The sequence below is a fragment of the Amycolatopsis sp. NPDC051716 genome (assembly GCF_040681595.1).
Taxonomy (GTDB): Bacteria; Actinomycetota; Actinomycetes; order Mycobacteriales; family Pseudonocardiaceae; genus Amycolatopsis.
This window is the reverse complement of record NZ_JBFAZA010000038.1, coordinates 47,942-72,194: the sequence shown is the minus strand read 5'-3', so window position 1 is coordinate 72,194 and position 24,253 is coordinate 47,942. Positions and strand designations below refer to the sequence as shown.

Annotated in this window: 22 protein-coding genes; 11 read left to right on the top strand and 11 right to left on the bottom strand. The window is 70.7% G+C overall.

What is annotated here, in order from left to right; all coding sequences use genetic code 11:
- Positions 1 to 68: 68 nt before the first annotated feature.
- Positions 69 to 1,034, top strand: coding sequence for a TIGR03557 family F420-dependent LLM class oxidoreductase (locus AB0M30_RS38315; RefSeq protein WP_364594643.1), 966 nt, complete (start codon positions 69 to 71; stop codon positions 1,032 to 1,034).
- 29 nt (positions 1,035 to 1,063) lie between these two features.
- On the opposite strand, the gene AB0M30_RS38310 is transcribed toward AB0M30_RS38315, so the two are convergent.
- Positions 1,064 to 1,429, bottom strand: coding sequence for an STAS domain-containing protein (locus AB0M30_RS38310; protein WP_364594641.1), 366 nt, complete (start codon positions 1,427 to 1,429; stop codon positions 1,064 to 1,066).
- 292 nt (positions 1,430 to 1,721) lie between these two features.
- Here AB0M30_RS38310 and AB0M30_RS38305 point away from each other — a divergent pair, with 292 nt between their 5' ends.
- Positions 1,722 to 2,453: a GAF and ANTAR domain-containing protein gene (locus AB0M30_RS38305; protein ID WP_364594639.1), complete on the top strand. Its 732-nt coding sequence runs from the start codon at positions 1,722 to 1,724 to the stop codon at positions 2,451 to 2,453.
- 40 nt (positions 2,454 to 2,493) lie between these two features.
- On the opposite strand, the gene AB0M30_RS38300 is transcribed toward AB0M30_RS38305, so the two are convergent.
- On the bottom strand, positions 2,494 to 2,706 hold the full coding sequence (locus AB0M30_RS38300) for a hypothetical protein (RefSeq protein ID WP_103343933.1): 213 nt from the start codon (positions 2,704 to 2,706) through the stop codon (positions 2,494 to 2,496).
- A 179-nt stretch (positions 2,707 to 2,885) separates the two neighbouring features.
- On the opposite strand from AB0M30_RS38300, the gene AB0M30_RS38295 reads away from it, so the two are divergent.
- The 4 genes from AB0M30_RS38295 to ligD (AB0M30_RS38280) are packed head-to-tail and all read left to right on the top strand — an operon-like array spanning position 2,886 to position 5,834.
- On the top strand, positions 2,886 to 3,083 hold the full coding sequence (locus AB0M30_RS38295) for a hypothetical protein (RefSeq protein ID WP_364594637.1): 198 nt from the start codon (positions 2,886 to 2,888) through the stop codon (positions 3,081 to 3,083).
- A 17-nt stretch (positions 3,084 to 3,100) separates the two neighbouring features.
- Entirely contained in the window at positions 3,101 to 4,033 is a 933-nt protein-coding gene (locus AB0M30_RS38290; protein WP_364594634.1) for a Ku protein, read from the top strand.
- On the top strand, positions 4,030 to 4,974 hold the full coding sequence (ligD, locus tag AB0M30_RS38285) for a non-homologous end-joining DNA ligase (RefSeq protein ID WP_364594631.1): 945 nt from the start codon (positions 4,030 to 4,032) through the stop codon (positions 4,972 to 4,974). Before AB0M30_RS38290 ends, ligD (AB0M30_RS38285) begins: the two co-directional genes overlap by 4 nt.
- A complete protein-coding gene (ligD, locus tag AB0M30_RS38280; RefSeq protein ID WP_364594628.1) occupies positions 4,971 to 5,834 on the top strand; it encodes a non-homologous end-joining DNA ligase in 864 nt (287 codons plus the stop codon). The genes ligD (AB0M30_RS38285) and ligD (AB0M30_RS38280) overlap by 4 nt, the downstream gene beginning before the upstream one ends.
- Positions 5,835 to 5,841: 7 nt before the next feature.
- Here ligD (AB0M30_RS38280) and AB0M30_RS38275 read toward each other — a convergent pair whose 3' ends face one another.
- Positions 5,842 to 6,474, bottom strand: coding sequence for a UdgX family uracil-DNA binding protein (locus AB0M30_RS38275; protein WP_364594625.1), 633 nt, complete (start codon positions 6,472 to 6,474; stop codon positions 5,842 to 5,844).
- Between the two features lie 87 nt (positions 6,475 to 6,561).
- Here AB0M30_RS38275 and AB0M30_RS38270 point away from each other — a divergent pair, with 87 nt between their 5' ends.
- Entirely contained in the window at positions 6,562 to 6,978 is a 417-nt protein-coding gene (locus AB0M30_RS38270; RefSeq protein ID WP_364594622.1) for a CBS domain-containing protein, read from the top strand.
- 87 nt (positions 6,979 to 7,065) lie between these two features.
- On the opposite strand, the gene AB0M30_RS38265 is transcribed toward AB0M30_RS38270, so the two are convergent.
- From AB0M30_RS38265 to AB0M30_RS38240, 6 genes are all read right to left on the bottom strand, one after another.
- Complete coding sequence (locus AB0M30_RS38265) at positions 7,066 to 7,368, bottom strand: DUF3040 domain-containing protein (protein WP_364594619.1); 303 nt, start codon at positions 7,366 to 7,368, stop codon at positions 7,066 to 7,068.
- 64 nt (positions 7,369 to 7,432) lie between these two features.
- The gene (locus AB0M30_RS38260; RefSeq protein ID WP_364594616.1) at positions 7,433 to 9,199 is read right to left on the bottom strand and encodes an IlvD/Edd family dehydratase; all 1,767 of its coding nucleotides are present in this window, start codon (positions 9,197 to 9,199) and stop codon (positions 7,433 to 7,435) included.
- Positions 9,200 to 9,286: 87 nt separating this feature from the next.
- Complete coding sequence (locus AB0M30_RS38255) at positions 9,287 to 10,699, bottom strand: GH1 family beta-glucosidase (protein ID WP_364594613.1); 1,413 nt, start codon at positions 10,697 to 10,699, stop codon at positions 9,287 to 9,289.
- Entirely contained in the window at positions 10,696 to 11,568 is an 873-nt protein-coding gene (locus AB0M30_RS38250) for a carbohydrate ABC transporter permease (protein WP_364594610.1), read from the bottom strand. The genes AB0M30_RS38255 and AB0M30_RS38250 overlap by 4 nt, the downstream gene beginning before the upstream one ends.
- On the bottom strand, positions 11,565 to 12,560 hold the full coding sequence (locus tag AB0M30_RS38245; protein WP_364594607.1) for a sugar ABC transporter permease: 996 nt from the start codon (positions 12,558 to 12,560) through the stop codon (positions 11,565 to 11,567). Before AB0M30_RS38245 ends, AB0M30_RS38250 begins: the two co-directional genes overlap by 4 nt.
- Before the next feature lie 4 nt (positions 12,561 to 12,564).
- On the bottom strand, positions 12,565 to 13,869 hold the full coding sequence (locus tag AB0M30_RS38240) for an ABC transporter substrate-binding protein (RefSeq protein ID WP_364594604.1): 1,305 nt from the start codon (positions 13,867 to 13,869) through the stop codon (positions 12,565 to 12,567).
- A 249-nt stretch (positions 13,870 to 14,118) separates the two neighbouring features.
- Here AB0M30_RS38240 and AB0M30_RS38235 point away from each other — a divergent pair, with 249 nt between their 5' ends.
- The 4 genes from AB0M30_RS38235 (at position 14,119) to AB0M30_RS38220 (ending at position 22,075) form a co-directional block, all read left to right on the top strand.
- Positions 14,119 to 15,114 (top strand): LacI family DNA-binding transcriptional regulator, encoded by a 996-nt coding sequence (locus AB0M30_RS38235; protein ID WP_364594728.1) that lies wholly within the window; start codon positions 14,119 to 14,121, stop codon positions 15,112 to 15,114.
- A 635-nt stretch (positions 15,115 to 15,749) separates the two neighbouring features.
- Positions 15,750 to 18,668, top strand: coding sequence for a glycoside hydrolase family 48 protein (locus AB0M30_RS38230; RefSeq protein ID WP_364594601.1), 2,919 nt, complete (start codon positions 15,750 to 15,752; stop codon positions 18,666 to 18,668).
- Between the two features lie 10 nt (positions 18,669 to 18,678).
- The gene (locus AB0M30_RS38225) at positions 18,679 to 20,211 is read left to right on the top strand and encodes a cellulase family glycosylhydrolase (protein WP_364594598.1); all 1,533 of its coding nucleotides are present in this window, start codon (positions 18,679 to 18,681) and stop codon (positions 20,209 to 20,211) included.
- Positions 20,212 to 20,245: 34 nt separating this feature from the next.
- Complete coding sequence (locus AB0M30_RS38220; protein WP_364594595.1) at positions 20,246 to 22,075, top strand: glycoside hydrolase family 6 protein; 1,830 nt, start codon at positions 20,246 to 20,248, stop codon at positions 22,073 to 22,075.
- Positions 22,076 to 22,259: 184 nt separating this feature from the next.
- Here AB0M30_RS38220 and AB0M30_RS38215 read toward each other — a convergent pair whose 3' ends face one another.
- Together AB0M30_RS38215 and AB0M30_RS38210 are read right to left on the bottom strand one after the other, a co-directional pair.
- Positions 22,260 to 22,787 carry a GNAT family N-acetyltransferase gene (locus tag AB0M30_RS38215; RefSeq protein WP_364594592.1) on the bottom strand — a complete coding sequence of 176 codons (528 nt, stop codon included), beginning with the start codon at positions 22,785 to 22,787 and terminating at the stop codon, positions 22,260 to 22,262.
- Between the two features lie 48 nt (positions 22,788 to 22,835).
- A complete protein-coding gene (locus tag AB0M30_RS38210) occupies positions 22,836 to 24,107 on the bottom strand; it encodes an ABC transporter substrate-binding protein (RefSeq protein ID WP_364594589.1) in 1,272 nt (423 codons plus the stop codon).
- Positions 24,108 to 24,253 lie beyond the last annotated feature (146 nt).

Here is a 24,253-nt window from a genome sequence, read left to right as displayed (position 1 = left end):
GGGCTCCGCCCCGGGCCGGGGGCTCCGCCACCCGGAACCCCCGTGCAGCCGAGCGAGAGGAGGCGCCGATGCGGATCGGCTACACCTTGATGACCGAGCAGGCCGGCCCGAACGACCTGGTCCGGTTCGCCGCCGGAGCGGAACGGGCCGGCTTCGACTTCGAGGTCATGAGCGACCACTACTCGCCCTGGCTGGACGAACAGGGCCACGCGCCCTACGCCTGGGCCGTGCTGGGCGCGGTCACCCAGGTGACCGAGCGCGCCGAGCTGATGACCTACGTGACCTGCCCGACCATGCGCTACCACCCGGCGGTGGTGGCGCAGAAGGCGGCGACCGTGCAGGCGCTCTCCGGCGGCCGGTTCACCCTCGGCCTCGGTGCGGGGGAGAACCTCAACGAGCACGTCATCGGCCGCGGCTGGCCGCCGGCCAACGTCCGGCACGAGATGCTCTCCGAGGCCGTGCAGATCATCAGCGGCCTGTTCGACGGCGGCTACTTCGACTACGACGGCAAGCACTTCCGCGTCGACTCGGCGAAGCTGTGGGACCTGCCGGAGAAGCGCACGCCGATCGGCGTAGCGGTGTCCGGCTCGCAGTCGGTCCGGCGGTTCGCCCCGGTCGCCGACGCGATGATCGCCGTCGAGCCGAAGGCGGAGCTCTCCCAGGAGTGGGACGCGACGAAGCTGGGCGGGGCGCCGAGCCGCAAGATCGGGCAGCTGCCCGTGTCATGGGGCACCGACCGCGACGCCGCCGTGAAGCGCGCGCACGAGCAGTTCCGGTGGTTCGCCGGCGGCTGGAAGGTCAACGCCGAGCTGCCGGGGCCGGCCGGGTTCGCCGGGGCGACGCAGTTCGTCCGCGAGGACGACGTCGCCGGCTCGATCCCGTGCGGCCCGGACGCCGAGCCGATCGCCGAGGCGGTGCGGGAGTTCGAGAAGGCGGGCTTCACCGACGTGGCGCTGGTGCAGATCGGCGGTGACCAGCAGGAGGACTTCCTCGACTTCGCCGAGAAGGAGCTGCTCCCGGCCCTGCGCGGATAAGTGCCGCACGGCTGACGGCACGACGCCGGTCAGGCCGGTGCGGGGGCGGGCCGGCGTTCGGCCAGCGCGAGGCTCCGGTCCGCCCCGGTCACCCGCAGGGCCCGCCGCACCCCCGCGTTGGCCCCGGTGACCACGAGCAGCTCGGTGCCGCCGTGGCCGGCCTGCAGGGCCGCGTGCAGCAGCACCCGGACCCCGGCCACGCCGAGGAAGTCCACTTCGGACAAGTCGACGACCAGCTGCTCCGGCGTCGCCCACAGGCGGTCGGAGAGCAGCGAGGCCAGGTCGGCCGCCGTCGCGCTGTCGAGGTCACCGCGCGCGGTGACGAGGACCGCGTGCGGGGCGGGCCACGCCGTGCGCAGCCGGAGGTTGGGGTGCCGTGGCCGGGGAAGGTTCATGCCGTTCGCCGCCGTCCTGGTGCGGCGCGGCCGCAGCGCCGCGCCCTGGGGGTTCGAGCGGCTGCTGGTTGAACCGTGGCACCGAGCCTAACCCCGTGCCCACGGCTCGCAACCGCCGTTGCTCCGAACGGGCGTGCGGCACGCCGCCGCGGTGACCGCTCGTGCCCGGCCCCGGCGGGATGCAGTAATCTCGCGCTGGACCCGTTAAAGCGCTAGCGGCCCACTAGTGGCGCGCGCCCGGGTCCTCCCTGGTTGAGAGCGCCCTGTCGGAAGAAGGAGGGGCGTCACCAGGATGACGGGCGGCCATGAGCAGCTGACCGCGCGGCTGGACGAAGTCACGCTCGCGATGGAGTCGCTGACCGCGATGCTGGACAGCGAACTCGACCTCGGGCAGATGCTCCAAGCGGTGTGCGACCACGCCGTGCAGGTGGTGCCGGGGGCCGACATGGCCAGCATCACCCTGGTGCGCGAGGGGGTGCCGGAGACGGTGGCCAGCACCGACCAGCGGGCGGTGAACTTCGACCGCGAGCAGTACCGCATCGGGGACGGGCCGTGCCTGCGCGCCGCCGAGACGGGCCAGCCGGTGCGCGTCGGCGTCGGCGCGGTCGGGGACATCTGGCCGCAGTTCGTCACGGCGGCCGAGCAGCTGGGCGTGGCCAGTTTCCTCGCCGCGCCGCTGACGGTGGACGAGGACATGTCCGGTGCGGTGAACCTCTTCGGGTTCGGCGAGCACGGCTTCAGCGAGCTGGGCACCAAGATCCTCGAGCTGTACACGGCGACGGTGGTCATCGGCCTGCGCAGCGCGCGGCGGTATTTCGCGGCCCGCGAACTGGTCGACCAGCTCAACCGCGCGCTGGAGACCCGCGCGGTGATCGACCAGGCCAAGGGCATCCTGATGGCGGCGCACCGGATCACCGCGGAGGAAGCCTTCCAGCGCCTGGTCAAGCGGTCGCAGGACGGCAACCGGAAGCTCCACGAGGTGGCGGCGGAGTTCGTGGCGGCGGTGGCGACGACGAAAGCGTGAGCCGGCCGTCTCCCGGCCGGGGTGTTCCAGTGGCCGTGGCTCAGCCGGCCGGGACTTCGTCCGGGGGCGCCTGGGACTCGACGGGCGCCGGTTCCGGGCGGTGCTTGCTGCGCTGGCACGTCGTGCAGACCAGCGTGCGGCCCAGCACCGTGCCGTCGTCGGCGACGACCTGGGCCACGTGCATCGTCGGGAAGCCGCAGACCTCGCAGGGCAGTGAGCCGTCCTCCCGGCTGATGCGGATCTGGGTGCCCATCCGGCCTCCTGCTGTGACGTGAGTCTCACCACCTTGCCGTGTTCCCGGCCGATGCCCGCTGAATTCACTCGTTCGGCGCAGTGGAGCGGGTTGTCCGTGGCTCTCTCGGTGCCGGCTGTGTCGCGCGCGGTGATCCTGGGTAACCCGCCCGCGAACGGGATTGCCGGAGGGGAGCGAACATGCGAGACAAGCGGAACGACCTGCGGCCGGTGGCGGACCTCCTCGTCGACGGCGGGGACTCGGCGGAGCTGGAGCGCACGCGGCACAAGGCGGCACTGGCCGTGGCGGCGCGGGCCAAGGACCCCGAGGACTGCGCGCGGCTGCTGGACATGCTGGGGCTGCACCGGGCCGGCCGGCGCAGCAGCGACGTCGCCTGAAGGCCGGGGAGGACGACATGGCACGACCGGTGTGGAGCGGCGCGCTGAGCCTGGGGCTGGTCACCGTGCCGGTGGAGCTGTACCCCGCGGTGGCGGACCACACGATCCACTTCCACCAGTTCGAACGCGGCACGTCGGACCGGATCCGCAACCGCCGCGTCAACGAGCGGACCGGCGACGAGGTCACCCAGGACGAGATCGTCAAGGGCTACGACGTCGGCGGCGGCGACCACGTGCTGGTGGAACCGGACGAACTAGACGAGATCGCGCCCGAGCGGTCGCGCCGGATCGACATCGAGCAGTTCGTGGAGCTCGACGAGATCGACCCGTGGTTCTTCGACAAGACCTACTGGCTCAAACCCGCCAAAGAGGACTTCGCCAAGGCGTACGGGCTGCTGCTGCGGGCGATGGACCGCAGCGAGAAGGCCGGCGTCGCGAAGTTCGTGCTGCGCGGCAAGGAGTACCTCGCCGCCGTTCGCGCCGGCGAGGACGTCATGGTGCTCAACACGCTGCACTTCGTCGCGGACCTGCGCAAGCCCAAGGACGTCATGGGCAAGCTGCCGGCCCTGCCGAAACCGCGGCCCAAGGAACTCGACATGGCGCTCGCGCTGGTCGACGAGATGACCGCCCCGTGGAAGCCCGAGGACTACCGCGACGAGTACTCGAAGCGCGTCGAAGAGCTGATCAAGGCCAAGGAGGCTGGCAAGGAGATCGCCCACGAAGAGGAGCCGGCGCCCTCGGCCGACGTGGTGGACCTGTTCGAGGCGCTCTCGCGCAGCGTGAAGAGCCGCAAGAGCGGCGGCAAGCAGCCTAAGAAGAAGGCCGCGAAGAAGCCCGACCTGTCCGAGCTCCCGAAGGCGGACCTCGACAAGCTGGCCCGCGAGCAGGGCGTGAAGGGCCGGTCGAAGATGACGCGCGCCGAACTCGAGAAGGCCCTGAAGGCGTCGTGACCGGCCCCGGCTGGCGCGAGCCGACCCTGGCCACGCTCACCGGCCGCCGGTTCTCCGACGAGGACTGGATCTTCGAGCGCAAGCTGGACGGCGTCCGCGCGATCTGCGTGCGCGACGCCGGCCCGCCGACGCTGTACTCGCGCAACCACAAGGTGATGGACGCCGCCTACCCGGAGATCGTCGAGGCCCTCGCCGCCCAGGGCGGCCCGCGGTTCGTCGCGGACGGCGAGATCGTGGCGTTCGACGGCGCCCAAACCAGCTTCGCCGCGTTGCAGCCCCGGATCCACGTCAGCGACCCGGATCGGGCCCGCGCGACCGGCGTGCGCGTCTACTACTACCTGTTCGACCTGCTGTACCTCGGCGACCAGGACACGACCGGGCTGCCGCTGCGGCGGCGGAAGGCGTTGCTGCGGGAGGCGTTCGGCTTCGCGGACCCGCTCCGGCTGTCGTCGCACCGCAACGCCGAAGGGGAGAAGTTCTTCGAGGAGGCGTGCCGGCGCGGCTGGGAGGGCGTCATCGCCAAGCGGGCGGACGCGCCGTACCACCACGGCCGGTCACCCGACTGGCTGAAGTTCAAGTGCGCGCAGGGCCAGGAGCTCGTCATCGGCGGCTTCACCGATCCCCAGGGCGCCCGCCACGGCTTCGGCGCGCTCCTGCTCGGCTACCACGAAGACGGCGTGCTGAAGTACGCCGGCAAGGTCGGCACCGGCTTCGGCGAGCAGCTGCTGACGTCGCTGCACGCGCGGCTGCGGGAGCGGGAGACGGCCCGGTCGCCGTTCGCCGGACCGGTGCGGGAACCCGGCGCGCACTGGGTGCGGCCGGAGCTGGTGGCGCAGATCGGCTTCTCCGAGTGGACGCGCGACGGGCGGCTGCGGCACCCGCGGTTCGCCGGGCTGCGCGAGGACAAGAAGGCCGCGGACGTCGTACGGGAGCGCGCGTGAAGACTTCCCACCCGGACAAGGTGTTCTACCCCGAAGACGGGCTCACCAAGGGCGACGTCGTCGAGTACTACCGCGCTGTCGCGGACGTCATGCTGCCGCACCTGCGCGGCCGCCCGCTGACGCTGCGGCGCTTCCCCGACGGCATCGGGAAGCCGGGCTGGTTCCAGAAGCACCCGGGGGAGCACTTCCCGGACTCGATCCGCGTCGAGCGCGTTCCCCGCCGCGACGGCGGCACGGACGACTACGTCGTCTGCGAGGACGCCGCGACGCTCGAATACCTGGCGAACCAGGGAACGGTGGAGTTCCACGTCTGGCTGTCCACCGTAGACGCCCCCGAGCGGCCGGACCGGCTGGTGCTCGACCTCGATCCGCCGGACGGCACCCCGGTCGCCGAGCTGCGGGCGGTCGCCCGGCGCATCCGCGACCACTACGAGCGGGTGGGCTTGACGGCGTTCGTCCAGGCCACCGGCGGCCGCGGCTTCCACGTGCTCGCGCCGCTGGACGCGAAGTCGGACACGGAGGTGGTGCTGGAGCTGTCGCGCGCCCTCGCCGACCGGGTCGCCGGCGACGACCCGGATCGGCTGACCACGGCCCAGCGCAAGGACAAGCGCGGCGACCGGATCTTCCTGGACGCCAACCGCAACGGGTACGCGCAGACGTTCGTGGCGCCGTACTCGCTGCGCGCCCGCCCGGGTGCGGCCGCCGCGACCCCGCTGGACTGGCGCGAGCTGGGGAAGGCGGAGCCGGCCGGCTGGGGGCCGCGCAAGGAAAAGCAGCGGCTGGCCCGCAAGCAGGATCCCTGGCGCGAGCTGGACGAGCACGCGGGTTCGGCCGAGGCGGCGCTGAAGCAGCTGAGTTGAGCGGGCTTCAGCCGAGCAGCTTCGCCGCGGCCCGCAGATCGGCGACGAAGCCGGCGTAGGCGTCGTCCCGGTCCGGCGCGCGCAGCACGGCCGACGGGTGCACCGTCGCCATCGCCGAGGGCACCAGCTCGGCCAGCTCCGCCGGCGGTTCGAGCGGTTCGCCCCGGTGCGCGGTCAGCCGGAACTTCGGGCCCAGCAACGACTGCGCGGCCGTCGCGCCCAGCAGCAGCACCAGCTCCGGGCGCACGGCGCGCAGTTCCGCCAGCAGCCACGGGCGGCAGGCGACCACCTCGGTGCGGCCGGGTTTCTGGTGGATCCGGCGCTTCCCGCGTTCGTCGCGCTTGAACTTGAAGTGCTTGACCGCGTTGGTGACGTACAGCGACCGCCGGTCGAAGCCCGCTTCTTCGAAGGCGCGGTCCAAGAGCTTCCCGGCGGGCCCCACGAACGGCTCGCCCGCGAGGTCCTCCTTGTCGCCCGGCTGCTCGCCGACGACGAAGACCTTCGCCCCGGCCGAGCCCTCGCCGAAGACGGTCCGGGTGGCGTCCTGGTGGAGGTGGCAGCCCTGGCAGCCGGACGCCGCCGACCGCAACCGGTCGAGGTCGGTGGTGTCCGGCGGCTCGGCACCGCGGGAATCCGGCATGTGCCCGGAAATTCCCCGCCCGGGGCACGGGTAAACCTGCCCCGGGCGGGTAGCCGAGACGCCACCAACCGGAGAAAGGAGTTCACGATGACCACCGCACGCGACATCATGACGTCGGACGCGACCTGCGCGCGGGAGTCCGACACCGTGCACGACGCCGCGGTCATCATGGCGCGCAAGGGCGTCGGTGCCCTGCCGATCTGCGGCGAGGACAACCGGCTGAAGGGCATGATCACCGACCGCGACATCGTGGTGAAGGTCCTGGCCGAGGGCAAGGACCCCCGGGCGGTCCACGTCGGCGAGCTCGCCCGGGGCGAGGTGGTGACGATCGGCGCGGACGACGACGCCCAGGAGATCCTGCGCACGATGTCCGAGCACCGCGTCCGCCGGCTGCCGGTGATCGACGGGCACGACCTGGTCGGGATCGTCGCCCAGGCCGACGTGGCCCGGGCGCTGTCGAACCCGAGCGCCGGCGAGCTGGTCGAGGCCCTGTCCTACGATTGAGCCCTGTCCTACGACCGAGTGACGCTCCGACGCGGTACGGCCGCCCCCGGCGCGAGTTCCGGGGGCGGCCGTACCGCGTCGGGGGGATCAGGACGAGCCGGCCGTTGCACCGTCCTCAGTGGACTCGCGGATCGATTCGGCGCGGGCGATGTGCCAGGCCACCAGCGCGCCCGCGCTCACCGTGCCCCAGAGCACGAGCGCCGCGTCGCGGGCGAACAGCCCGACGAACAGCATCACCAGCGCGGTGACGTCGCAGAGCACCAGCAGCAGGCTCCAGCGCTTGGGCGAGCGTAATTCGCGGCCGCTGAAGGCGGCGGCGAACGCGGGGTCACTCGCGCGCAGCTCCGCCTCGATTTCGCGTAGGGCGTGGCGTTCTCGATCCGGGAGCATGGGGGCCTCCTCGCCTCGGCTACCGCTGGGGATACCCGTTTTCCACCCGGGCGAAGCGCCGGAATCAGTGGTTGTCGCGGGGGATTCCCTTGGTCGCCGCGATGCGCTGGTACGCCACGGCGGGGCGCAGCACCATGCCGTCGCACAGCTGGTCGACCATCGACCGCTGGATCTCCTGCCACGGCGTCTGCGACTCCGGAACCGGGTAGCCGCCGGCCTCGGCCAGCGCCCGGTGGCGCCGCGCGAGTTCCTCGTCGGAGATCAGCACGTCCGCGGTGCCGGCGCCCAGGTCGATCCGGACCCGGTCCCCGGTCCGCAGCACGGCGAGACCGCCGCCCGCCGCGGCTTCGGGGGAGGCGTTGAGGATCGACGGCAACCCGGACGTGCCCGACTGGCGGCCGTCGCCGAGGCACGGCAGCTCGTGCACGCCCCGCTTGATCAGCTCCGCGGGCGGGCGCATGTTGACCACCTCCGCCGACCCGGGGTAGCCGAGCGGGCCGGTGCCGCGCATCACCAGCAGCGAGTGCTCGTCGACGCCGAGGTCCGGTTCGTCGATGCGGGCGTGGTAGTCCTCGGGGCCGTCGAAGACGACCGCGGTGCCTTCGTAGACGCCCCCGGCCAGGTACCGCTGCCGGAACTCCGGCGAGATGACGCTGGACTTCATGATGGCCGCGTCGAAGAGGTTGCCCTTCAGCACCAGGAACCCGGCGTCGGGGGTGAGGGCGGTGTCGAAGGTGCGGATGACGTCCCGGTCGCCGGCTTCGGCGTCGCGGCAGTTGTCGCCGAGGGTGCGGCCGTTGACGGTGGGCGCGTCCTCGTGGATCAGCCCGTGGCGCATCAGCTCGTGCACCACGGCCGGGACACCGCCCGCGCGGTGGAACTCCTCGCCGAGGTACTTGCCCGCCGGCTGCAGGTCGACCAGCAGCGGGACGCCGTGGCCGAGCCGCTGCCAGTCGTCGAGGGGCAGGTCGACGCCGATGTGGAGGGCGATCGCGCCGATGTGGATGGGGGCGTTGGTCGAGCCGCCGATCGCGGAGCTCACCACGATGGCGTTCTCGAACGCCTCGCGCGTCAGGATGTCCGACGGCTTGAGGTCCTCGCGGACCAGTTCGACGATCCGCAGCCCGGTCCGGTAGGCCATCCGCGCCCGGTCGCGGTGCGGGGCCGGGATGGCCGCGCAGCCGGGCAGGCTCATCCCGAGCGTCTCGGCGAGCGCGTTCATCGTGGACGCCGTGCCCATCGTGTTGCAGTGCCCCGGCGACGGCGCGGACGACGCGACGAGTTCCATGAACCCGGCGTCGTCGATCTCGCCGGCGGCGAGCAGCTCACGCGCCTTCCAGATGATCGTGCCGGACCCGGTGCGCTCGCCGTTGAACCAGCCGTTGAGCATCGGGCCGCCGGAGAGCACGATCGCGGGGATGTCGACGGTCGCGGCGGCCATCAGGCACGCCGGGGTGGTCTTGTCACAGCCGGTGGTGAGCACGACACCGTCGATGGGGTAGCCGTAGAGCGTCTCGACCAGGCCGAGGTAGGCGAGGTTCCGGTCGAGGGCGGCGGTCGGGCGCTTGCCGGTCTCCTGGATCGGGTGCACCGGGAACTCGATCGCGATCCCGCCGGCCTCGCGGATGCCCTCCCGCGTCCGGTCGGCCAGCTGCAGGTGGTGGCGGTTGCAGGGCGTGAGGTCGGAGCCGGTCTGCGCGATGCCGATCACCGGCTTGCCGGACTGCAGTTCCTCCCGGGTGATGCCCCAGTTCATGTACCGCTCGAGGTAGAGGGCGGTCATCCCGGGGTCGGCGGGGTTGTCGAACCAAGCTTCGCTGCGCAGTCCCATACCGGCCAGTCTGGCAACGCGCCCCGCGGAATGCACGCCCCGAAGTCCGTGAGGGCCACCCGCGCCGGTGGCCCTCACGGACTTCGCTCAGCCGAGCCCGTTCAGGCCGATCACGCGGGAGTACCAGTGGGCACTCTGCTTCGGCGTCCGCCGCTGCGTCTCGTAGTCGACGTGGACCAGGCCGAACCGCTTCGCGTAGCCCTCGGCCCACTCGAAGTTGTCCAGCAGCGACCAGTAGAAGTACCCGCGCAGGTCGACGCCGGCTTCGATGGCCTCGTGCGCGGCCCGCAGGTGCGAGTCGAGGAACGCGACGCGGTCGGTGTCGACGATGTCACCGCCGTCGGAGACGACGTCGGGGTAGGCCGCGCCGTTCTCCGTGATGTACAGCGGCACCGGCCGGTAACCGCGGTGCACCTGCAGCAGCGACTCGGTCAGCCCGGCCGGCTGGACCTCCCAGCCGGAGTCGGTGCGGGGCGCCGCCGGGTCCGGGACGAAGTGCACGTCGGCGGCGCCGACCCACTCGGGCCCCGCCGGCTCGCTGCCCGCCACCGGACGGCCCGCGACCCGGTAGTCGCGGTAGTAGTTCACGCCCAGCCAGTCGACGTGCGCGGCGATGACCGCGGCGTCTTCGTCGCGCACGACCGAGCCGAGCCCGAACGGCTCGAGGTCGGCGACCAGGTCGTCCGGGTAGCCGCCGCGCAGCACCGGGTCGAGGAACAACCGGTTCTGCAGGCCGTCGATCCGCCGGGCCGCGGCGACGTCGGCGACGTTCGCCGGGTCGTGCGGGACGACCGGGTACAGGTTCAGCGTGATGCCGGCGGCGGTCTCCGGGGCGTGCCGCCGGATGACGTCCATCGCCAGGCCGTGGCCCAGCAGCAGGTGGTGCGTGGCCGCCACGGCCGCCGGGTGGTCGGCGCGGCCGGGCGCGTGGATGCCGCCCGCGTAGCCGAGCATCGCCGCGCACCACGGCTCGTTGAGCGTCGACCAGCTGGCGACCCGGTCGCCCAGCCTCTCCAGCACGGTCTCGGCGTACTCGGCGAACCGGTAGGCCGTGTCCCGGTTGGTCCAGCCGCCCTGCTCCTCCAGGGCCTGCGGCAGGTCCCAGTGGTACAGCGTGGCCCACGGCTGGATCCCGGACTCGAGCAGGCAGTCGACCAGCCGGTCGTAGAAGCCGAGCCCGGCGGTGTTCGCCTCGCCGCCGTCCGGCCGCACCCGCGGCCAGGCCAGCGAGAAGCGGTAGGCACCGAGGTTGAGCCGGCGCATCAGCCCGACGTCTTCGGAGTACCGCCGGTAGTGGTCGGCCGCCGGTTCGCCGTTGTCGCCGCCCCGGACCGCACCCGGGCGGCGGGCGAAGACGTCCCAGACCGAGTCGGTGCGCCCGTCGGCCGTCGTGGCTCCTTCCACCTGGAACGCCGCGGTGGCGGCGCCCCAGACGAAGCCAGGCGGGAACATCAACGCGGTCTCCGCCCGAACGCTGTCGGGATGTACGGACATGTTCACCCTTTCACGGCACCTTGCATGATCCCGGCCACGATCTGGCGGCCGAGGAGGACGAAGACGATGAGGATGGGAATGGTGGCCAGGGTCGTGCCGGCCAGGACGAGCGAATAGTCGACGTAGTAGCCGCTCTGCAGCTTTTCCAGGGCCACCTGGACGGTGGGGTTGCCGGCGTCCAGCACGACGAGCGGCCACAGGAAGTCGTTCCACGACATCATGAACGTGAACATCGCGAGGATCGCCGCGGCCGGGCGCACCGCGGGCATGCAGACGTTCCAGAAGATCCGGATCATGCTGCAGCCGTCGACGCGCGCGGCCTCGACGAGCTCGTACGGCAGCGCGTCCAGCGTGTACTGCCGCATCCAGAACACGCCGAAGGCGGTGACCAGGTTGGGCACGATCACCGCCGCCAGGCTTCCCGTCCAGCCCAGTTCGGACATGGCGATGAACAGCGGGATGATGCCCAGCTGGGTGGGCACCGCGAGCGTGACGACGATGAACACGAATGCCTTGTTGCGCCCCCGGAACCGCAGTTTCGCGAAGGCGAACCCGGCCAGTGAGGAGAACAGCACCGTCGTCAGCGTCACCGTGCCGGACACGATGACGCTGTTGGCCAGCGCCTTCCAGAACGGCACGGAGTCGAACACCCGCGCGGCGTTGGCGAAGAAGTTGCCGCCGGGCAAGAACGGCGGGATGCGCTCGGTGAGCATCCCGTTGTCGCGGCTGGCCACCAGGAACGACCAGTAGAACGGGAACAGCGAACCGAGCACGAAGATCGCCAGCACGACGTAGGTCGCCTTGCGCGGCTTGCCGAGCGTGGCGACGCTCTTGCGCAGTCCCGTTTTCGGGGAGTTACTCTGGAGTGTCGTCATTTCTTCTTCACCTTCACCGCCGGGGTGCTGGCGATCCGGCTGGTGAGGAAGTAGTTCGCCAGCGCGATGAGCACGATGATCAGGAACAGCACCCAGGCGATCGCCGAGGCGTAGCCGAGGTCGGCGTTCTGGAACGCCGTCTGGTAGAGGTACAGCGTCACGGTCTGGAACTGGTTGGTGGAACCGCCGTTGTTCGACCCCGGCATGGCGTCGAACAGCTTCGGCTCGGTGAAGATCTGCAGGCCACCGATCGTCGAGGTGATGGTGATGAAGATCAGCGTCGGCCGGAGCAGCGGCAGGGTGACGTTCCAGAAGCGGCGCCACGTGCCGGCCCCGTCGATCACCGCCGCCTCGTGCAGTTCCTTCGGAATGGCCTGCATGGCCGCCAGCACGATCAGGGCGTTGTAGCCGGTCCAGCGCCAGTTCACCATGATCGCGATCGCGACGTGGCTGGCGAACCGGTTGGCCTGCCATTGGATCGGGTCCAGCCCCAAGGTCTGCAGCACGCCGTTGATCAGCCCGTACTTCGGGCCGAACAGGTTGGCGAAGATGATGCCGATGGCGACGAGACTGGCCGCGTACGGGAGCAGGATGCCCACGCGCCAGCCGGTCGCGCCGCGCAGCCGGGCGCCGAGCAGTGCCGCCAGCAGGATCGCGATGACGAGCTGCGGGATGCTGGAGAGCAGGAAGATGCTGATCGTGTTGACCAGCGCGTTCCAGAACTGCGTGTCGGCGAACAGCTCCGTGTAGTTGCCGATGCCGAGGAAGTCGGGGTGGTCGGCCCCGGCCTCCCACTTGAACATCGAGACGTACGCGGTGTAGAGCAGCGGGAACAGGCCGACGATCCCGAAGAGGACGAAGAACGGCGCGATGTAGAGGTACGGCGAGACCTTGACGTCCCACCGGCTCAACCGGTGACGGAAGGTGGGCCGGGGAGACACGCGCTCCCCGGCCTTACTCCCTTCTGGCGCGACCTTGTCGAGGACGGTCATCGGCTCAGCGCGTGATCTTCTTCGCGGCTTCGACCATCTGGTTCCACGCGTCCGCTGCCGGCTTGCCCTGTTCGACCGCCTGCAGGGCCGGGCTGGACGCGTTTTCCTGGATCTGGCCGTCGCCGGGACCCTTGTACTGCGGCTTCTGGACCTTCTTGGCCTGCTCGGCGTACAGCTGGCCGACCTTCGTGTCGCCGAAGTAGGGGTTGGTGTAGCTCAGCAGCGCCGGGTCCGTGAGCGCCTTGACCTGGCTGGGGAAGGTGCCCTTGGCCTGGAACGCCTTGATCTGCTGCTCGGGCGCGGTCAGCCAGGCCGCGAGTTCGGCGGCCTCCCTCGGGTGCTTCGACTGCGTCGGGACGGTCAGGTACGAGCCGCCCCAGTTGCCGCCGCCGCCGGGGAACGCCGCGGTGACCGCCCACTTGCCCTGGAGCTCCGGGCCGGCGTGCTCCTTGATCACGCCGAGCATCCAGGCCGGGCACACCTTCGTGGCGAACGCGCTCTGCTTGAAGCTGGCTTCCCACTCGGGGCTGAACGCCGTGAGCTTCGCCGACTCGCCCTTGGCGACCGCGTCGGTGACCTTGGTCCACGCGTCCTTGAGGCCCTGGTTCTTCTCGACGGCCAGCTTGTCGTCGGTGCCGATGTAGCCCTCGGGCAGCTGGTTGACCATGGCGTTGAAGTTCTGCGAGGCCGAGTCGAACCACGCCTTGCCGTTGCTCTTCTTCACGAAGTCCGCGCCGGCGGCGAAGTAGCTGTCCCAGGTGGCGAACAGCGGCTTGACCGCTTCGGGGTCGTCCGGCAGGCCGGCGTCCTTGAACATGTCCTTGCGGTAGCACATGGCGAGCGGCCCGATGTCGGTGCCGTAGCCGATGAGCTTGCCGTCCTTGGTCTTGGCGGCGTCGTACTTCCAGCTGAGCCAGCGGTCGGGGGTGACGTCGGCCGGCCCGATCTTGGTCAGGTCGTTGAACTTCGAACCCTTGTCGAGGAAGTCCGAGAGGTGGCCCTCTTCGAGCGCCGTCACGTCGGCGAGGCCCGAGCCCGCGGCCAGCTTGGTGACCAGGTCCTCGTGGTAGGGGCCGCCCTGGCCGGTCTTGCGGTGGGTGATCTTGATGTTGGGGTGCAGCCGCTCGTATTCCGGGATGAGGTCCTCGTAGCCGAACTCGGTGAACGTCGCCAGCGTCAGGTCGACGTGCTCGTTCGGGTTCGCCGCGGCCGGAGGCTGCTGTTCACCGCCCCCGCTGCAGGCCGAGGCGCCGAGCGCCGTCATCGTGATGCCCAGTGCCAGGACCAGGCCGTTCCGGATCGTTCTCACGTGTCCAACCACCTTGTTGACGGGAATGAGCGCTCTCACTGCTGGGAGCCGATCTGGGAGCGCTCCCAGGTGTGGCAGAGTCTGCTGGGGCCCTTCACCGGTGTCAAGAGGTCGTAACCGGAGTGTTTCCTGCGAGGAGCGCTCCCGGACATTGCCCAGCGTGACCGTTAAGCTGTCCAGGTCCGGGTGGTTGTGGTGAGCGAGGGCGGTGCCGTGGGGCCTCGAGCAGGGGATGAAGAACGGCCGACACTGGAGGACGTCGCGGCGTTCGCCGGCGTGTCGCGGTCGACGGCGTCACGTGCGTTGAACGACGACGCGTACGTCAGTGCGGCGGCGCGGGAGAAGGTGCTGGCCGCCGCCCGTGACCTGGGCTATTCCCCGAACCAGGCGGCGCGGTCGCTGGTCACGCGCCGCACCGGCGCGATCGCGGTGGTGCTGTCGGAGCCGGAGTCGCGGCTGCTCGACGACCCGTACCGGGCGGCCGTCATGCGCGCCGGATACCGGGAGCTCGCCGACGTCGGCCGGCAGATGGTGCTGATCTTCAGCGACATCCGCGAGGACCTGAGCCGGACGGTCCGGTTCCTCGAAGGCGGCCACGTCGACGGCGCGCTGGTGTTCGCGCCGCACCGGGCCGACCCGCTGCCCAAGGCGCTGCGGCTGCTGCGCATCCCCGTCGTGTTCGGCGGGCAGGCGGCCGGCATCCGCCGCGGCGTGCACGTCGTCGACTTCGACAACGAGGGCGGCGCCCGGCTGGCGGTCCAGCACCTGGTCGCGGCCGGGCGGCGGCGGATCGCCACGATCGCCGGGCCGCAGGACCAGAGCGCCCCGATAGACCGCCTCGCCGGCTGGCGCAAGACCCTCCTCGACGCCGGCCTCGACCCCGCCGACCTGGCCGAAGAGGCCGATTTCACCCTTTCGGGCGGCGCGAACGCGATGTCGGCGCTGCTGGCCAGGCACACGGACCTCGACGCGGTGTTCGTCGCCAGCGACATGATGGCGGTGGGTGCGCTGCGCACCCTCGACGCGGCCGGCCGCCGCATCCCGGACGACGTCGCGGTGGTCAGCTTCGACGACAACGCGACCCTGGCCCCGGCCATGGATCCACCCCTGACGTCGGTCCACCAGGACCCCCGCGAGCAGGTCCACGCGATGGTCGAGACCCTGATGCGCCTGCTCGACGACCAGAACCTCAAGCCGCGCCAGCACATCCTCCCGGTCTCCCTGGCGGTCCGCGCCTCCAGCTGACCCGACCCTCCGGGTACGCCGGCCGACTCCCTGGGTACGCGCCCGACCCTCCAGGTACGCCGGCCGACCCTCCGGGCACGTCGGCCGGCCCTGCGGTTAGGCCGCCGACCCTCCGGGCACGTGCGCCGACCCCTTTTCGAGCACGCATGTCCGATTCCTGCGCGCTCGTCCCGCCCCGGTCGCCGGGCCGGAGGGCCGAACCGGCGTACCCGATGGGTCGGTCGGCGTACCCGGAACGCCGACCCGCGTGCCTGGAGGGTCGGTTCGCGTGCCTGGAGGGTCGGCGCGTGAGTTTCAGGGGTCGACACGCGTGGTGTGAAAACCGGCTTGGCGTCCGTGGCTCGATGGGTGGGAACGTTCCGGTCCGAGATGCACGCCTTTGGCGCTAAACGGCGTTTTCCGGATACCCGGCGTGACCGGTTGATTAGGCCGAATGGGTGGTCCTGCAACTATCGGGTACGGCTGTTCAGGAGTGTTCAGTGAGCCGGCGTTCGCCGGGCGCGCAGGTGTGACACCTGGTGCCGCGGTGTCCTTCTGACTCGATTCTTTACATCCAGGTTTCCGGCTGGCTACCGTCTGCGCCTGGAAGCGCTCCCAGATCGCTGGCTCCCTACGGACAAAGGAGTTCCGCAGCCATGCGTTCCTCTCCCCGAAAGCGCGCGCGTGCGCTGGCACTGGCCTCGGCCGTGCTGGCGGTCACGGGCGCGGTGGTCGCCCCACCTCCGGCGCTCGGCGCCGACATCGCCTGTTCCGTCACCTACACCACCAACGACTGGGACACCGGGTTCACCGCCAACGTCTCGCTGCGCAACGACGGGGCGCCGCTGGACAGCTGGAAGGTCGGCTGGACGTTCCTCGACGGCCAGAAGGTCCAGCAGGGCTGGAGCGCGACGTTCGCGCAGACCGGCGCCGCGGTCACCGCGACGAACCTGTCCTACAACGGTCACCTCGGCACCGGGGCGAGCACGTCGTTCGGGTTCAACGGCTCGAAGGGCTCGGCCAACCGGCCGCCGACGGACTTCTCGGTGAACGGCAGCTCGTGCACCGGCGCCAACAAGGCACCGACGGTCAGCCTGACCGCGCCGAGTTCAACCGGCACCTACTACGCCCCGGCGACGATCCCGCTGGCGGCGACGGCCGCCGACAGCGACGGCACGGTGAGCAAGGTCGAGTTCTACGCCGGTGACACGTTGCTGGCCACCGACACCGCGGCGCCGTTCGAAGGCAGCTGGGGCAACGTCCCGGCCGGGACGTATTCGATCACGGCGAAGGCGTACGACAACAAGAACGCGTCGACGACGTCGAGCCCGGTGAGCGTGAAGGTCCTGTCCGGGCCGACGATCGTCGCGACCCCGGCGACCGCGCAGGTCAAGCAGGGTGGCACGGGGACGTTCGCCGTCAGCCTCGCCGGCGCGCCGACCGCACCGGTCACGGTCGCCGTCGCGCGGACGGCGGGGAGCACGGACCTCACGGCGAGCCCGGCGAGCCTGACGTTCACGACGGCGAACTGGAACACGCCGCAGAACGTCACGGTCACCAGCGCCGACAACGGGGGAGCGCTGGGCAGCGCGACCTTCACCGCGACCAGCAGCGGCTACACCGCGGCCACGGTGACGGTGAACGAGATCTCGTCGTCCACTTCGGACTACCAGCTCGCGTTCCTGACGCAGTACAACAAGATCAAGGACCCGAACAACGGCTACTTCCGCAAGTTCGGGAACATCCTGGTGCCCTACCACTCGATCGAGACGCTGATCGTCGAGGCCCCGGACCACGGGCACGAGACGACGTCGGAGGCGTTCAGCTACTACCTGTGGCTGGAAGCGTCCTACGGCCGGGTGACCGGTGACTGGGCCCCGTTCAACCAGGCGTGGACCTCGATCGAGACGTACGCGATCCCGTCGGCGGCGGACCAGCCGGGCAACTCCGGCTACAACGCGAGCAAGCCGGCGACCTACGCGGCGGAGTACCCGACGCCGAAGTCCTACCCGTCGCCGCTGCAGAGCAACGTTTCGGTCGGCAGCGACCCGATCGCGGCGGAGCTGAAGGCGGCCTACGGCTCGCCGGACGTCTACGGCATGCACTGGCTGCTGGACGTGGACAACATCTACAAGTTCGGCCACTGCGAGGACGGCACCAACACCGCGCCGGCGTTCATCAACACCTTCCAGCGCGGCTCGCAGGAATCGGTCTGGGAGACGGTCACCCAGCCCAGCTGCGACGTCCTGAAGTTCGGTGGCAAGAACGGCTACCTCGACCTGTTCACCGGGGACTCCTCCTACGCCAAGCAGTGGAAGTACACCGACGCACCGGACGCGGACGCCCGCGTGGTGCAGGTGGCCTTCCAGGCCGAGAAGTGGGCCCAGGAGCAGGGCAAGAGCGCCGATGTCGCGGCCGTGCTGAAGAAGGCCTCGAAGATGGGCGACTACCTGCGGTACTCGCTGTTCGACAAGTACTTCAAGAAGATCGGCAACTGCGTCGGGCCGTCGAGCTGCCCGGCCGGGACCGGCAAGGACAGCGAGCACTACCTGATCTCGTGGTACTACGCCTGGGGCGGGTCGATGGACTCGTCCAGCGCCTGGGCGTGGCGGATCGGTGACGGCGCGGCGCACCAGGGTTACCAGAACCCCCTGGCCGCGTATGCGTTGTCGGCGGATCCGGGCCTGAAGGTCACTTCGGCGACCGGTGCGACCGACTGGGCGACCAGCCTCGGCCGGCAGATGGAGTTCCTGCAGTGGCTGCAGTCCTCCGAAGGCGGTCTCGCCGGCGGTGCGACCAACAGCTGGGAAGGCCAGTACGGCACCCCGCCGTCCGGCACGCCGACGTTCTACGGGATGTTCTACGACCAGCAGCCGGTCTGGCACGACCCGCCGAGCAACCAGTGGTTCGGCTTCCAGACCTGGGGCATGGAGCGGATCGCCGAGTACTACCAGGCGACCGGCGACGCCCGGGCGAAGAAGATCCTCGACAAGTGGGTGCCCTGGGCGATCGCGAACACCACGGTCGGCGCCGGCGGGAGCTTCCAGATCCCGTCCGACCTGACCTGGAGCGGCGCGCCGGACACCTGGAACGCCACCAGCCCGGGCTCGAACACCGGCCTGCACGTCTCGGTGAAGAACTACAGCCAGGACGTGGGTGTCGCGGCTTCGCTGGCCAAGACGCTGCTCTACTACGCGTCCGGGTCGAGCAACGCCCAGGCGAAGACGGTCGGCGAGCAGCTGCTGAACGCGCTTTCGGCGAACACGGACACCAAGGGCATCGCGGTGCCGGAGACCCGGTCGGACTACGACCGGTTCGACGACAAGTACAACGCCACCACGGACCAGGGGCTCTACGTGCCCTCGGGCTGGACGGGCACGATGCCGAACGGCGACCCGATCAACGCGAACTCCACGTTCCTGTCGATCCGTTCGTTCTACAAGAGCGACCCGCAGTGGCCGAAGGTCCAGGCCTACCTGGACGGCGGCGCCGCGCCGACGTTCACCTACCACCGGTTCTGGGCGCAGTCGGAGATCGCCACGGCGTTCGCCGTGCACGTCGCCCTGTTCGGCTGAGAGGTATTCGATGAAGCGACTGCTTTCGCTGGTGGTCGCCGCACTGGTCGGGGGCGCCGTTCTCACGGCGTCCCCGGCCACCGCGGCCCCGCCGCTCGTGCAGGCGGCAGCCGGCACCGGCACCGGGTTCTGGCACGCCGCCGGCTCCCAGCTGGTCGACGCGACCGGCGCGCCGGTGCGGATGACCGGGATCAACTGGTTCGGCGCCGAGACCGGCAACTACTCGCCGCACGGGCTGTGGAGCCGCAACTACAAGGACATGCTCGACCAGATGGCCGGGCTCGGGTACAACACGCTCCGGCTGCCGTACTCGAACCAGCTGTTCGACGCCGGGTCCAAGCCGGTCAGCATCGACGCCGTGCAGAACCCGGACCTGCAGGGCCTGTCCGGCCTGCAGGTGCTCGACAAGATCGTCGCCTACGCCGGCGTCAAGGGCATGCGCGTGCTGCTGGACCGGCACCGGCCGGACTCCGGTGCGCAGTCCCCGCTCTGGTACACCAGCGCGTACTCCGAAAGCCGCTGGATCTCCGACTGGACGATGCTGGCCCAGCACTACAAGGGCAACCCGACGGTGATCGGCGCGGACCTGCACAACGAGCCGCACTCGATCCAGGGTGGCGGCGGGGCCTGCTGGGGCTGCGGCGACACCGCGACCGACTGGCGGCTCGCCGCCGAACGGGCCGGCAACGCGGTGCTCGCGGCGAACCCGGACTGGCTGATCGTCGTCGAAGGCGTCGACTGCGTCAGCGGCACCGGTGACCCGCAGTGCGGCTGGTGGGGCGGCAACCTCTCCGGGGCCAGGCAGTTCCCGGTGCGGCTGTCCAAACCGGACAAGCTGGTGTACTCGGCGCACGAGTACGCGACGTCGGTGTTCGCCCAGACCTGGTTCTCCGACCCGGCGTTCCCGGCGAACCTGCCGGCGCTGTGGGACCACTTCTTCGGCTACCTGCACAAGCAGAACATCGCGCCGGTGCTGCTCGGCGAGTTCGGCAGCACGCTCGCCGATCCGCGCGACAAGGTCTGGCTGCAGGAGCTGATGAAGTACGCGGGCACCGGCCCGTCCGGGATGAGCTTCACGTACTGGTCGTGGAACCCGAACTCGGGGGACACCGGCGGCATCCTCAACGACGACTGGACCACGGTCAACCAGACCAAGCAGGCGATCCTGCAGCCGTACCTGATCCCGCCGGTGGGCTCGGGCGGCGGCACGACCGACCCGCCGCCCGCGGCGAGCTGCGCGGTCACCTACCACGTCGACAACACCTGGCAAGGCGGCTTCACCGCCACGGTGACGTTGAAGAACACCGGCAGCTCGGCGCTGAAGAACTGGGCGCTCGGCTGGACCGTGCCGTCCGGGACGCAGATCACCGGCGGCTGGAACGCGACCGTCACGCAGACCGGGCAGCAGGCGAGCGCCAAGGCGCCCACCTGGGCGCCCGACCTGGCCGGCGGAGCCACCGCGGCGATCGGCATCCAGGCGACCGGCGCTTCGACCGGCACGCCCGGCGGCTTCGCCGTCGGCGCGACCGCCTGCACCACCTGACCCACCCACCGAAGAAGACAAAGGAGCGCACTCGATGAGGAGTGAATTCTGGTCCCCGAAGAGGAAGTCACGGTTCGCCGTGGCGTCCTCGGTGACGGCGGCGGCCGTCACCGCCGGATTACTGGTGGCCGGGGGCAGTCCGGCGGGCGCCGCCACCGGCTGCAAGGTCACCTACACGGTCAACCAGTGGGACACCGGCTTCACCGCCAACCTCGCCGTGACCAACCTGGGTGACGCCGTCTCGTCCTGGAACGTCGAATGGGACTTCGGTGGCAACCAGCAGGTGCAGCAGGGCTGGAGCGCCACCTTCAGCCAGAGCGGCAAGCACGTGAGCGCGAAGAACCCGTCGTGGGGCGGGGCGCTGGGCTCGAACGCCACGGCGAACTTCGGCTTCAACGGCTCGTTCTCGGGGACGAACGCGATCCCGACGTCGTTCTCGCTCAACGGCGCGCACTGCGACGGCACGCCCGCGACCACCACGCCGACGACGCCGACCATGACGACCACGCCGACGACCCCGACCACGCCCACCACGCCGACGACACCCACGACCCCGACGACGGTCACCACGACGCCGCAGCCCGGGACCCACGTGGACAACCCGTACGCCGGGGCCAAGGGGTACGTGAACCCGGACTGGTCCGGCGAGGTGAGCGCGGCGGCCGCGGCCAAGGGCGGCACGCTCGGCGCGCAGATGGCCAAGGTGGCCAACACCTCGACCGCGGTCTGGCTGGACCGGATCGCGGCGATCGCCGGTACGGCGGACTCGCGCGGCTTGCGCGGGCACCTCGACGCGGCGCTGGCCCAGGCGAGCGGCGGGACGCCGGTGACGATCCAGATCGTCGTGTACGACCTGCCGAACCGCGACTGCGCGGCGCTGGCGTCCAACGGTGAGCTGAAGGCCGCCCAGAACGGCCTGGCCCGGTACAAGAGCGAGTACATCGACCCGATCGCGTCGATCATGGCCGACCCGAAGTACTCGTCGCTGCGGATCGTGACGGTCGTCGAGCCGGACTCGCTGCCGAACCTGATCACGAACACCTCGATGGCGACCTGTGCGGAAGCGCAGTCCAGCGGGGTGTACACGCAGGGCATCCAGTACGCGCTGAACAAGCTGCACGCGATCGCCAACGTCTACAACTACCTGGACATCGCGCACTCGGCGTGGCTCGGCTGGGACAGCAACTTCCAGCCGTTCGTCAACCTGGTCAAGCAGGTGCTGCAGGGCACCACGGCCGGCGTGAACAGCGTCGACGGCTTCATCAGCTCCACGGCCAACTACACGCCGCTGACCGAGCCGAACCTGCCCGACCCGAACCTGAACGTCGGCGGGCAGCAGCTGAAGTCGGCGACGTTCTACCAGTGGAACCCGTACTTCGCCGAGATCCCCTTCGCCACGGCGATGTACAACGCGTTCGTGTCGGCGGGCCTGCCCAGCGGTATCGGCATGCTGGTCGACACCTCCCGCAACGGCTGGGGCGGCGCGGCCCGGCCGAGCGGAGCCTCGGGGTCCACTGTGGACGCCTACGTGAACTCGGGCCGGATCGACCGGCGGCTGCACCGCGGCAACTGGTGCAACCAGAGCGGGGCGGGCCTGGGTGTCCGGCCGACGGCGTCGCCGGCGGCGCACTTCGACGCCTACGTCTGGATCAAGCCGCCGGGTGAGTCCGACGGCGCGAGCCAGCAGATCCCGAACGACGAGGGCAAGGGCGCGGACCCGATGTGCGACCCGACGTTCCACGGGACGCAGCAGGCCAACGGCGGCAACCTGACCGGTGCCCTGCCGAACGCCCCGCTGTCCGGCAAGTGGTTCGAGGCCCAGTTCGAAGAGCTGGTCCAGAACGCCTACCCGGCGGTGCAGTAAGACCCCGGGCCGGGCGGTGCCGCGCAGCCGCCGCCCGGCCCGGCCTCCACCACGGCGGCCGCGGCCCGTCCCGCCGGGCCCGCCGCCCTGGTCACGCCCGGACGCCTGAGGCGTCCGAGCGGGACAGCGGGATCCGGCCGGGGGTGACCCCGGGCCGGATCCCGCGGCGCGCACCTCCGGCGGTTCAGCCGAGGTCCTTGCGGAAGCTCAGCCGGTCCAGGCCCGGCCCGTCGTAGTCGGGCTGGACCGGCACCCCATCGATGTCCTTCGGCCCTGGTTCGGTGACGAACCCCATCCGGGTGTGGAACGCGTGCGAACCCTTGTTTTCCGGCGACGTGATCGCCCGGACCACCGAGCGCCGGTGCGCGGCGCTGTAGGCGAAGAAGCGCTCGTACAGCGCCGCGCCCAGCCCGCGGCCGCGTCCGGCGGGCTCGACGCCGACGAAGTGGATGTAGCTCTCGGCCGGCCGCGACGGCGAGAGGAACCCGATCAGGAACGCCACGATCCGGTCGTCCGCGGTGACCAGGAAGCTGCTGTCGGTGAAGTGCTGGAACATCAGCTTCGGCAGCAGCAGCGCGCGCTGCCGGGAGCCCGCCTCGCCGCCGAGGCCGCCCCACCAGCGGTCGAGGACGGCCAGCACCGGGAGGTGGTCGCCGGGGCCGGGGTGCCGGATCGTGTGGTGCCGCCAGGGGTCGGGCAGGGGAGTGACCATGCCCGTCACCTTGCCCGGTCCCGCCCGCGCCGACGAGCGGGTTTCCGGTCAGGGGACGAGCCGGTGCACCCCGATCAGCACCTGCTGCCAGACGGCGGCCGGATCGGCGCCCTGCTCGACCGACTTGAGCGCCGGCGCGATCACCGTCTCCTGGATCTTGCCGTCGCCCGGCCCCTTGTACTGCGGTTTCCCGACCTTGCGGGCCTGGGCGACGAAGACCTGGCCGCTCAGCGCCCCGCCGAAGTAGGCGTTCATCTCGCTGAGCAGGTCCGGGGAGGTGAAGGCGTCGACCTGGCTGGGGAAGTTCCCGCTCACCCGGAACGCGTGCAGCTGCTGCTCCGGCGCGGTCAGCCAGGCGGCGAGCGCGGCGGCCTCCTTCTGGTGCGGGCTCGAGGCCGGCACGGTGAGGTAGGAACCACCCCAGTTGCCGCCGCCGTCCGGGAAGGCGTCGGTGATCGCCCACTTGCCCGCGTTGCCGACCCCGGCCTGCTGTTCGATGATGCCGAGCATCCACGACGGACAGACCTTCGTCGCGAAGGCGCCGGTGCGCAGGCCGTTGTTGCCGTCGTCTTCGAAGGCGGTGAGCCCGGCCGACTGCCCTTGCTTGACCGCGGCGGTGACCTGGTTCCAGGCGTCCCTCAGCGCGGTGTTCGTCTCCAGCGTGGGATGGTTTTCGCGGTCGAGGTAGCCGACCGGGAGCTGGTTGACCTTGGCGTTGAAGATCTGCGCCGAGGAGTCGAACCACGGCTTGCCGTGCGAGCGCTGGACGTACTTCTCGCCGGCCTTGAAGAAGCTGTCCCAGGTCGCGAACATCGTCTTCACCGAGCCCGGGTCGGTGGGCAGGTTGGCCGCTTCGAGCAGGTCCTTGCGGTAGCACATGGCCAGCGGGCCGATGTCCGTGCCGTAGCCGACGAGCTTGCCGTCCTTGCTGCGGCCGGCCTCGTACTTCCACTCCAGCCACCGGCCGGGTTTCACGTCGGGCGGGCCGATCTCGGTCAGGTCGGCGAACTTGTCCGCGAACGCGAGCACGTCGGCGAGGTGGCCCTCCTCGACGGCCTGGATGTCGGCGAGCTCCTGGCCCTTCTGCAGCTTGTCCAGCAGGTCCTGGTGGTACGGTCCGCCCTGCTCGGTCCGGACCTGGCGGATGGTGAGGCCGGGGTGGGTGAACTCGTAACCGGGGATGAGGTCCTCGTAGCCGAATTGGCCGAACGTCGACACCGTGAGCGTGATCCGCTCCGGCGTGCCCGGTCCGCATCCCCCGATCAGGAAGAGCAGGACGACGACGGCGGCGAAGGCCGGTTGTCTTCGGATCTGCCTCATGCGCGCGCACTCCCCATCCGCGGCACGCTCCCGGCCCCCGTTGGCTGGGAGCGCTCCCGGGGCGAGTCTTGTTTCCCGGTGCGGCGGGTGTCAAGGTGCGCGACAGCGGGTGTCCGCGCGGACACGGACCGCGGGCTCCGGCCCCG

What these genes read in the sequence shown, in the direction of transcription:
- AB0M30_RS38300 (WP_103343933.1), bottom strand. Translation starts at nt 2,706, where the DNA reads ATGGGCACCCAGATCCGCATCAGCCGGGAGGACGGCTCACTGCCCTGC.
- AB0M30_RS38310 (WP_364594641.1), bottom strand. Translation starts at nt 1,429, where the DNA reads ATGAACCTTCCCCGGCCACGGCACCCCAACCTCCGGCTGCGCACGGCG.
- AB0M30_RS38315 (WP_364594643.1), top strand. Translation starts at nt 69, where the DNA reads ATGCGGATCGGCTACACCTTGATGACCGAGCAGGCCGGCCCGAACGAC.
- AB0M30_RS38220 (WP_364594595.1), top strand. Translation starts at nt 20,246, where the DNA reads ATGAGGAGTGAATTCTGGTCCCCGAAGAGGAAGTCACGGTTCGCCGTG.
- AB0M30_RS38250 (WP_364594610.1), bottom strand. Translation starts at nt 11,568, where the DNA reads ATGACGACACTCCAGAGTAACTCCCCGAAAACGGGACTGCGCAAGAGC.
- AB0M30_RS38260 (WP_364594616.1), bottom strand. Translation starts at nt 9,199, where the DNA reads ATGGGACTGCGCAGCGAAGCTTGGTTCGACAACCCCGCCGACCCCGGG.
- AB0M30_RS38295 (WP_364594637.1), top strand. Translation starts at nt 2,886, where the DNA reads ATGCGAGACAAGCGGAACGACCTGCGGCCGGTGGCGGACCTCCTCGTC.
- AB0M30_RS38225 (WP_364594598.1), top strand. Translation starts at nt 18,679, where the DNA reads ATGAAGCGACTGCTTTCGCTGGTGGTCGCCGCACTGGTCGGGGGCGCC.
- AB0M30_RS38230 (WP_364594601.1), top strand. Translation starts at nt 15,750, where the DNA reads ATGCGTTCCTCTCCCCGAAAGCGCGCGCGTGCGCTGGCACTGGCCTCG.
- AB0M30_RS38270 (WP_364594622.1), top strand. Translation starts at nt 6,562, where the DNA reads ATGACCACCGCACGCGACATCATGACGTCGGACGCGACCTGCGCGCGG.
- AB0M30_RS38275 (WP_364594625.1), bottom strand. Translation starts at nt 6,474, where the DNA reads ATGCCGGATTCCCGCGGTGCCGAGCCGCCGGACACCACCGACCTCGAC.
- AB0M30_RS38215 (WP_364594592.1), bottom strand. Translation starts at nt 22,787, where the DNA reads ATGGTCACTCCCCTGCCCGACCCCTGGCGGCACCACACGATCCGGCAC.
- AB0M30_RS38305 (WP_364594639.1), top strand. Translation starts at nt 1,722, where the DNA reads ATGACGGGCGGCCATGAGCAGCTGACCGCGCGGCTGGACGAAGTCACG.
- AB0M30_RS38245 (WP_364594607.1), bottom strand. Translation starts at nt 12,560, where the DNA reads ATGACCGTCCTCGACAAGGTCGCGCCAGAAGGGAGTAAGGCCGGGGAG.
- AB0M30_RS38210 (WP_364594589.1), bottom strand. Translation starts at nt 24,107, where the DNA reads ATGAGGCAGATCCGAAGACAACCGGCCTTCGCCGCCGTCGTCGTCCTG.
- AB0M30_RS38265 (WP_364594619.1), bottom strand. Translation starts at nt 7,368, where the DNA reads ATGCTCCCGGATCGAGAACGCCACGCCCTACGCGAAATCGAGGCGGAG.
- AB0M30_RS38290 (WP_364594634.1), top strand. Translation starts at nt 3,101, where the DNA reads ATGGCACGACCGGTGTGGAGCGGCGCGCTGAGCCTGGGGCTGGTCACC.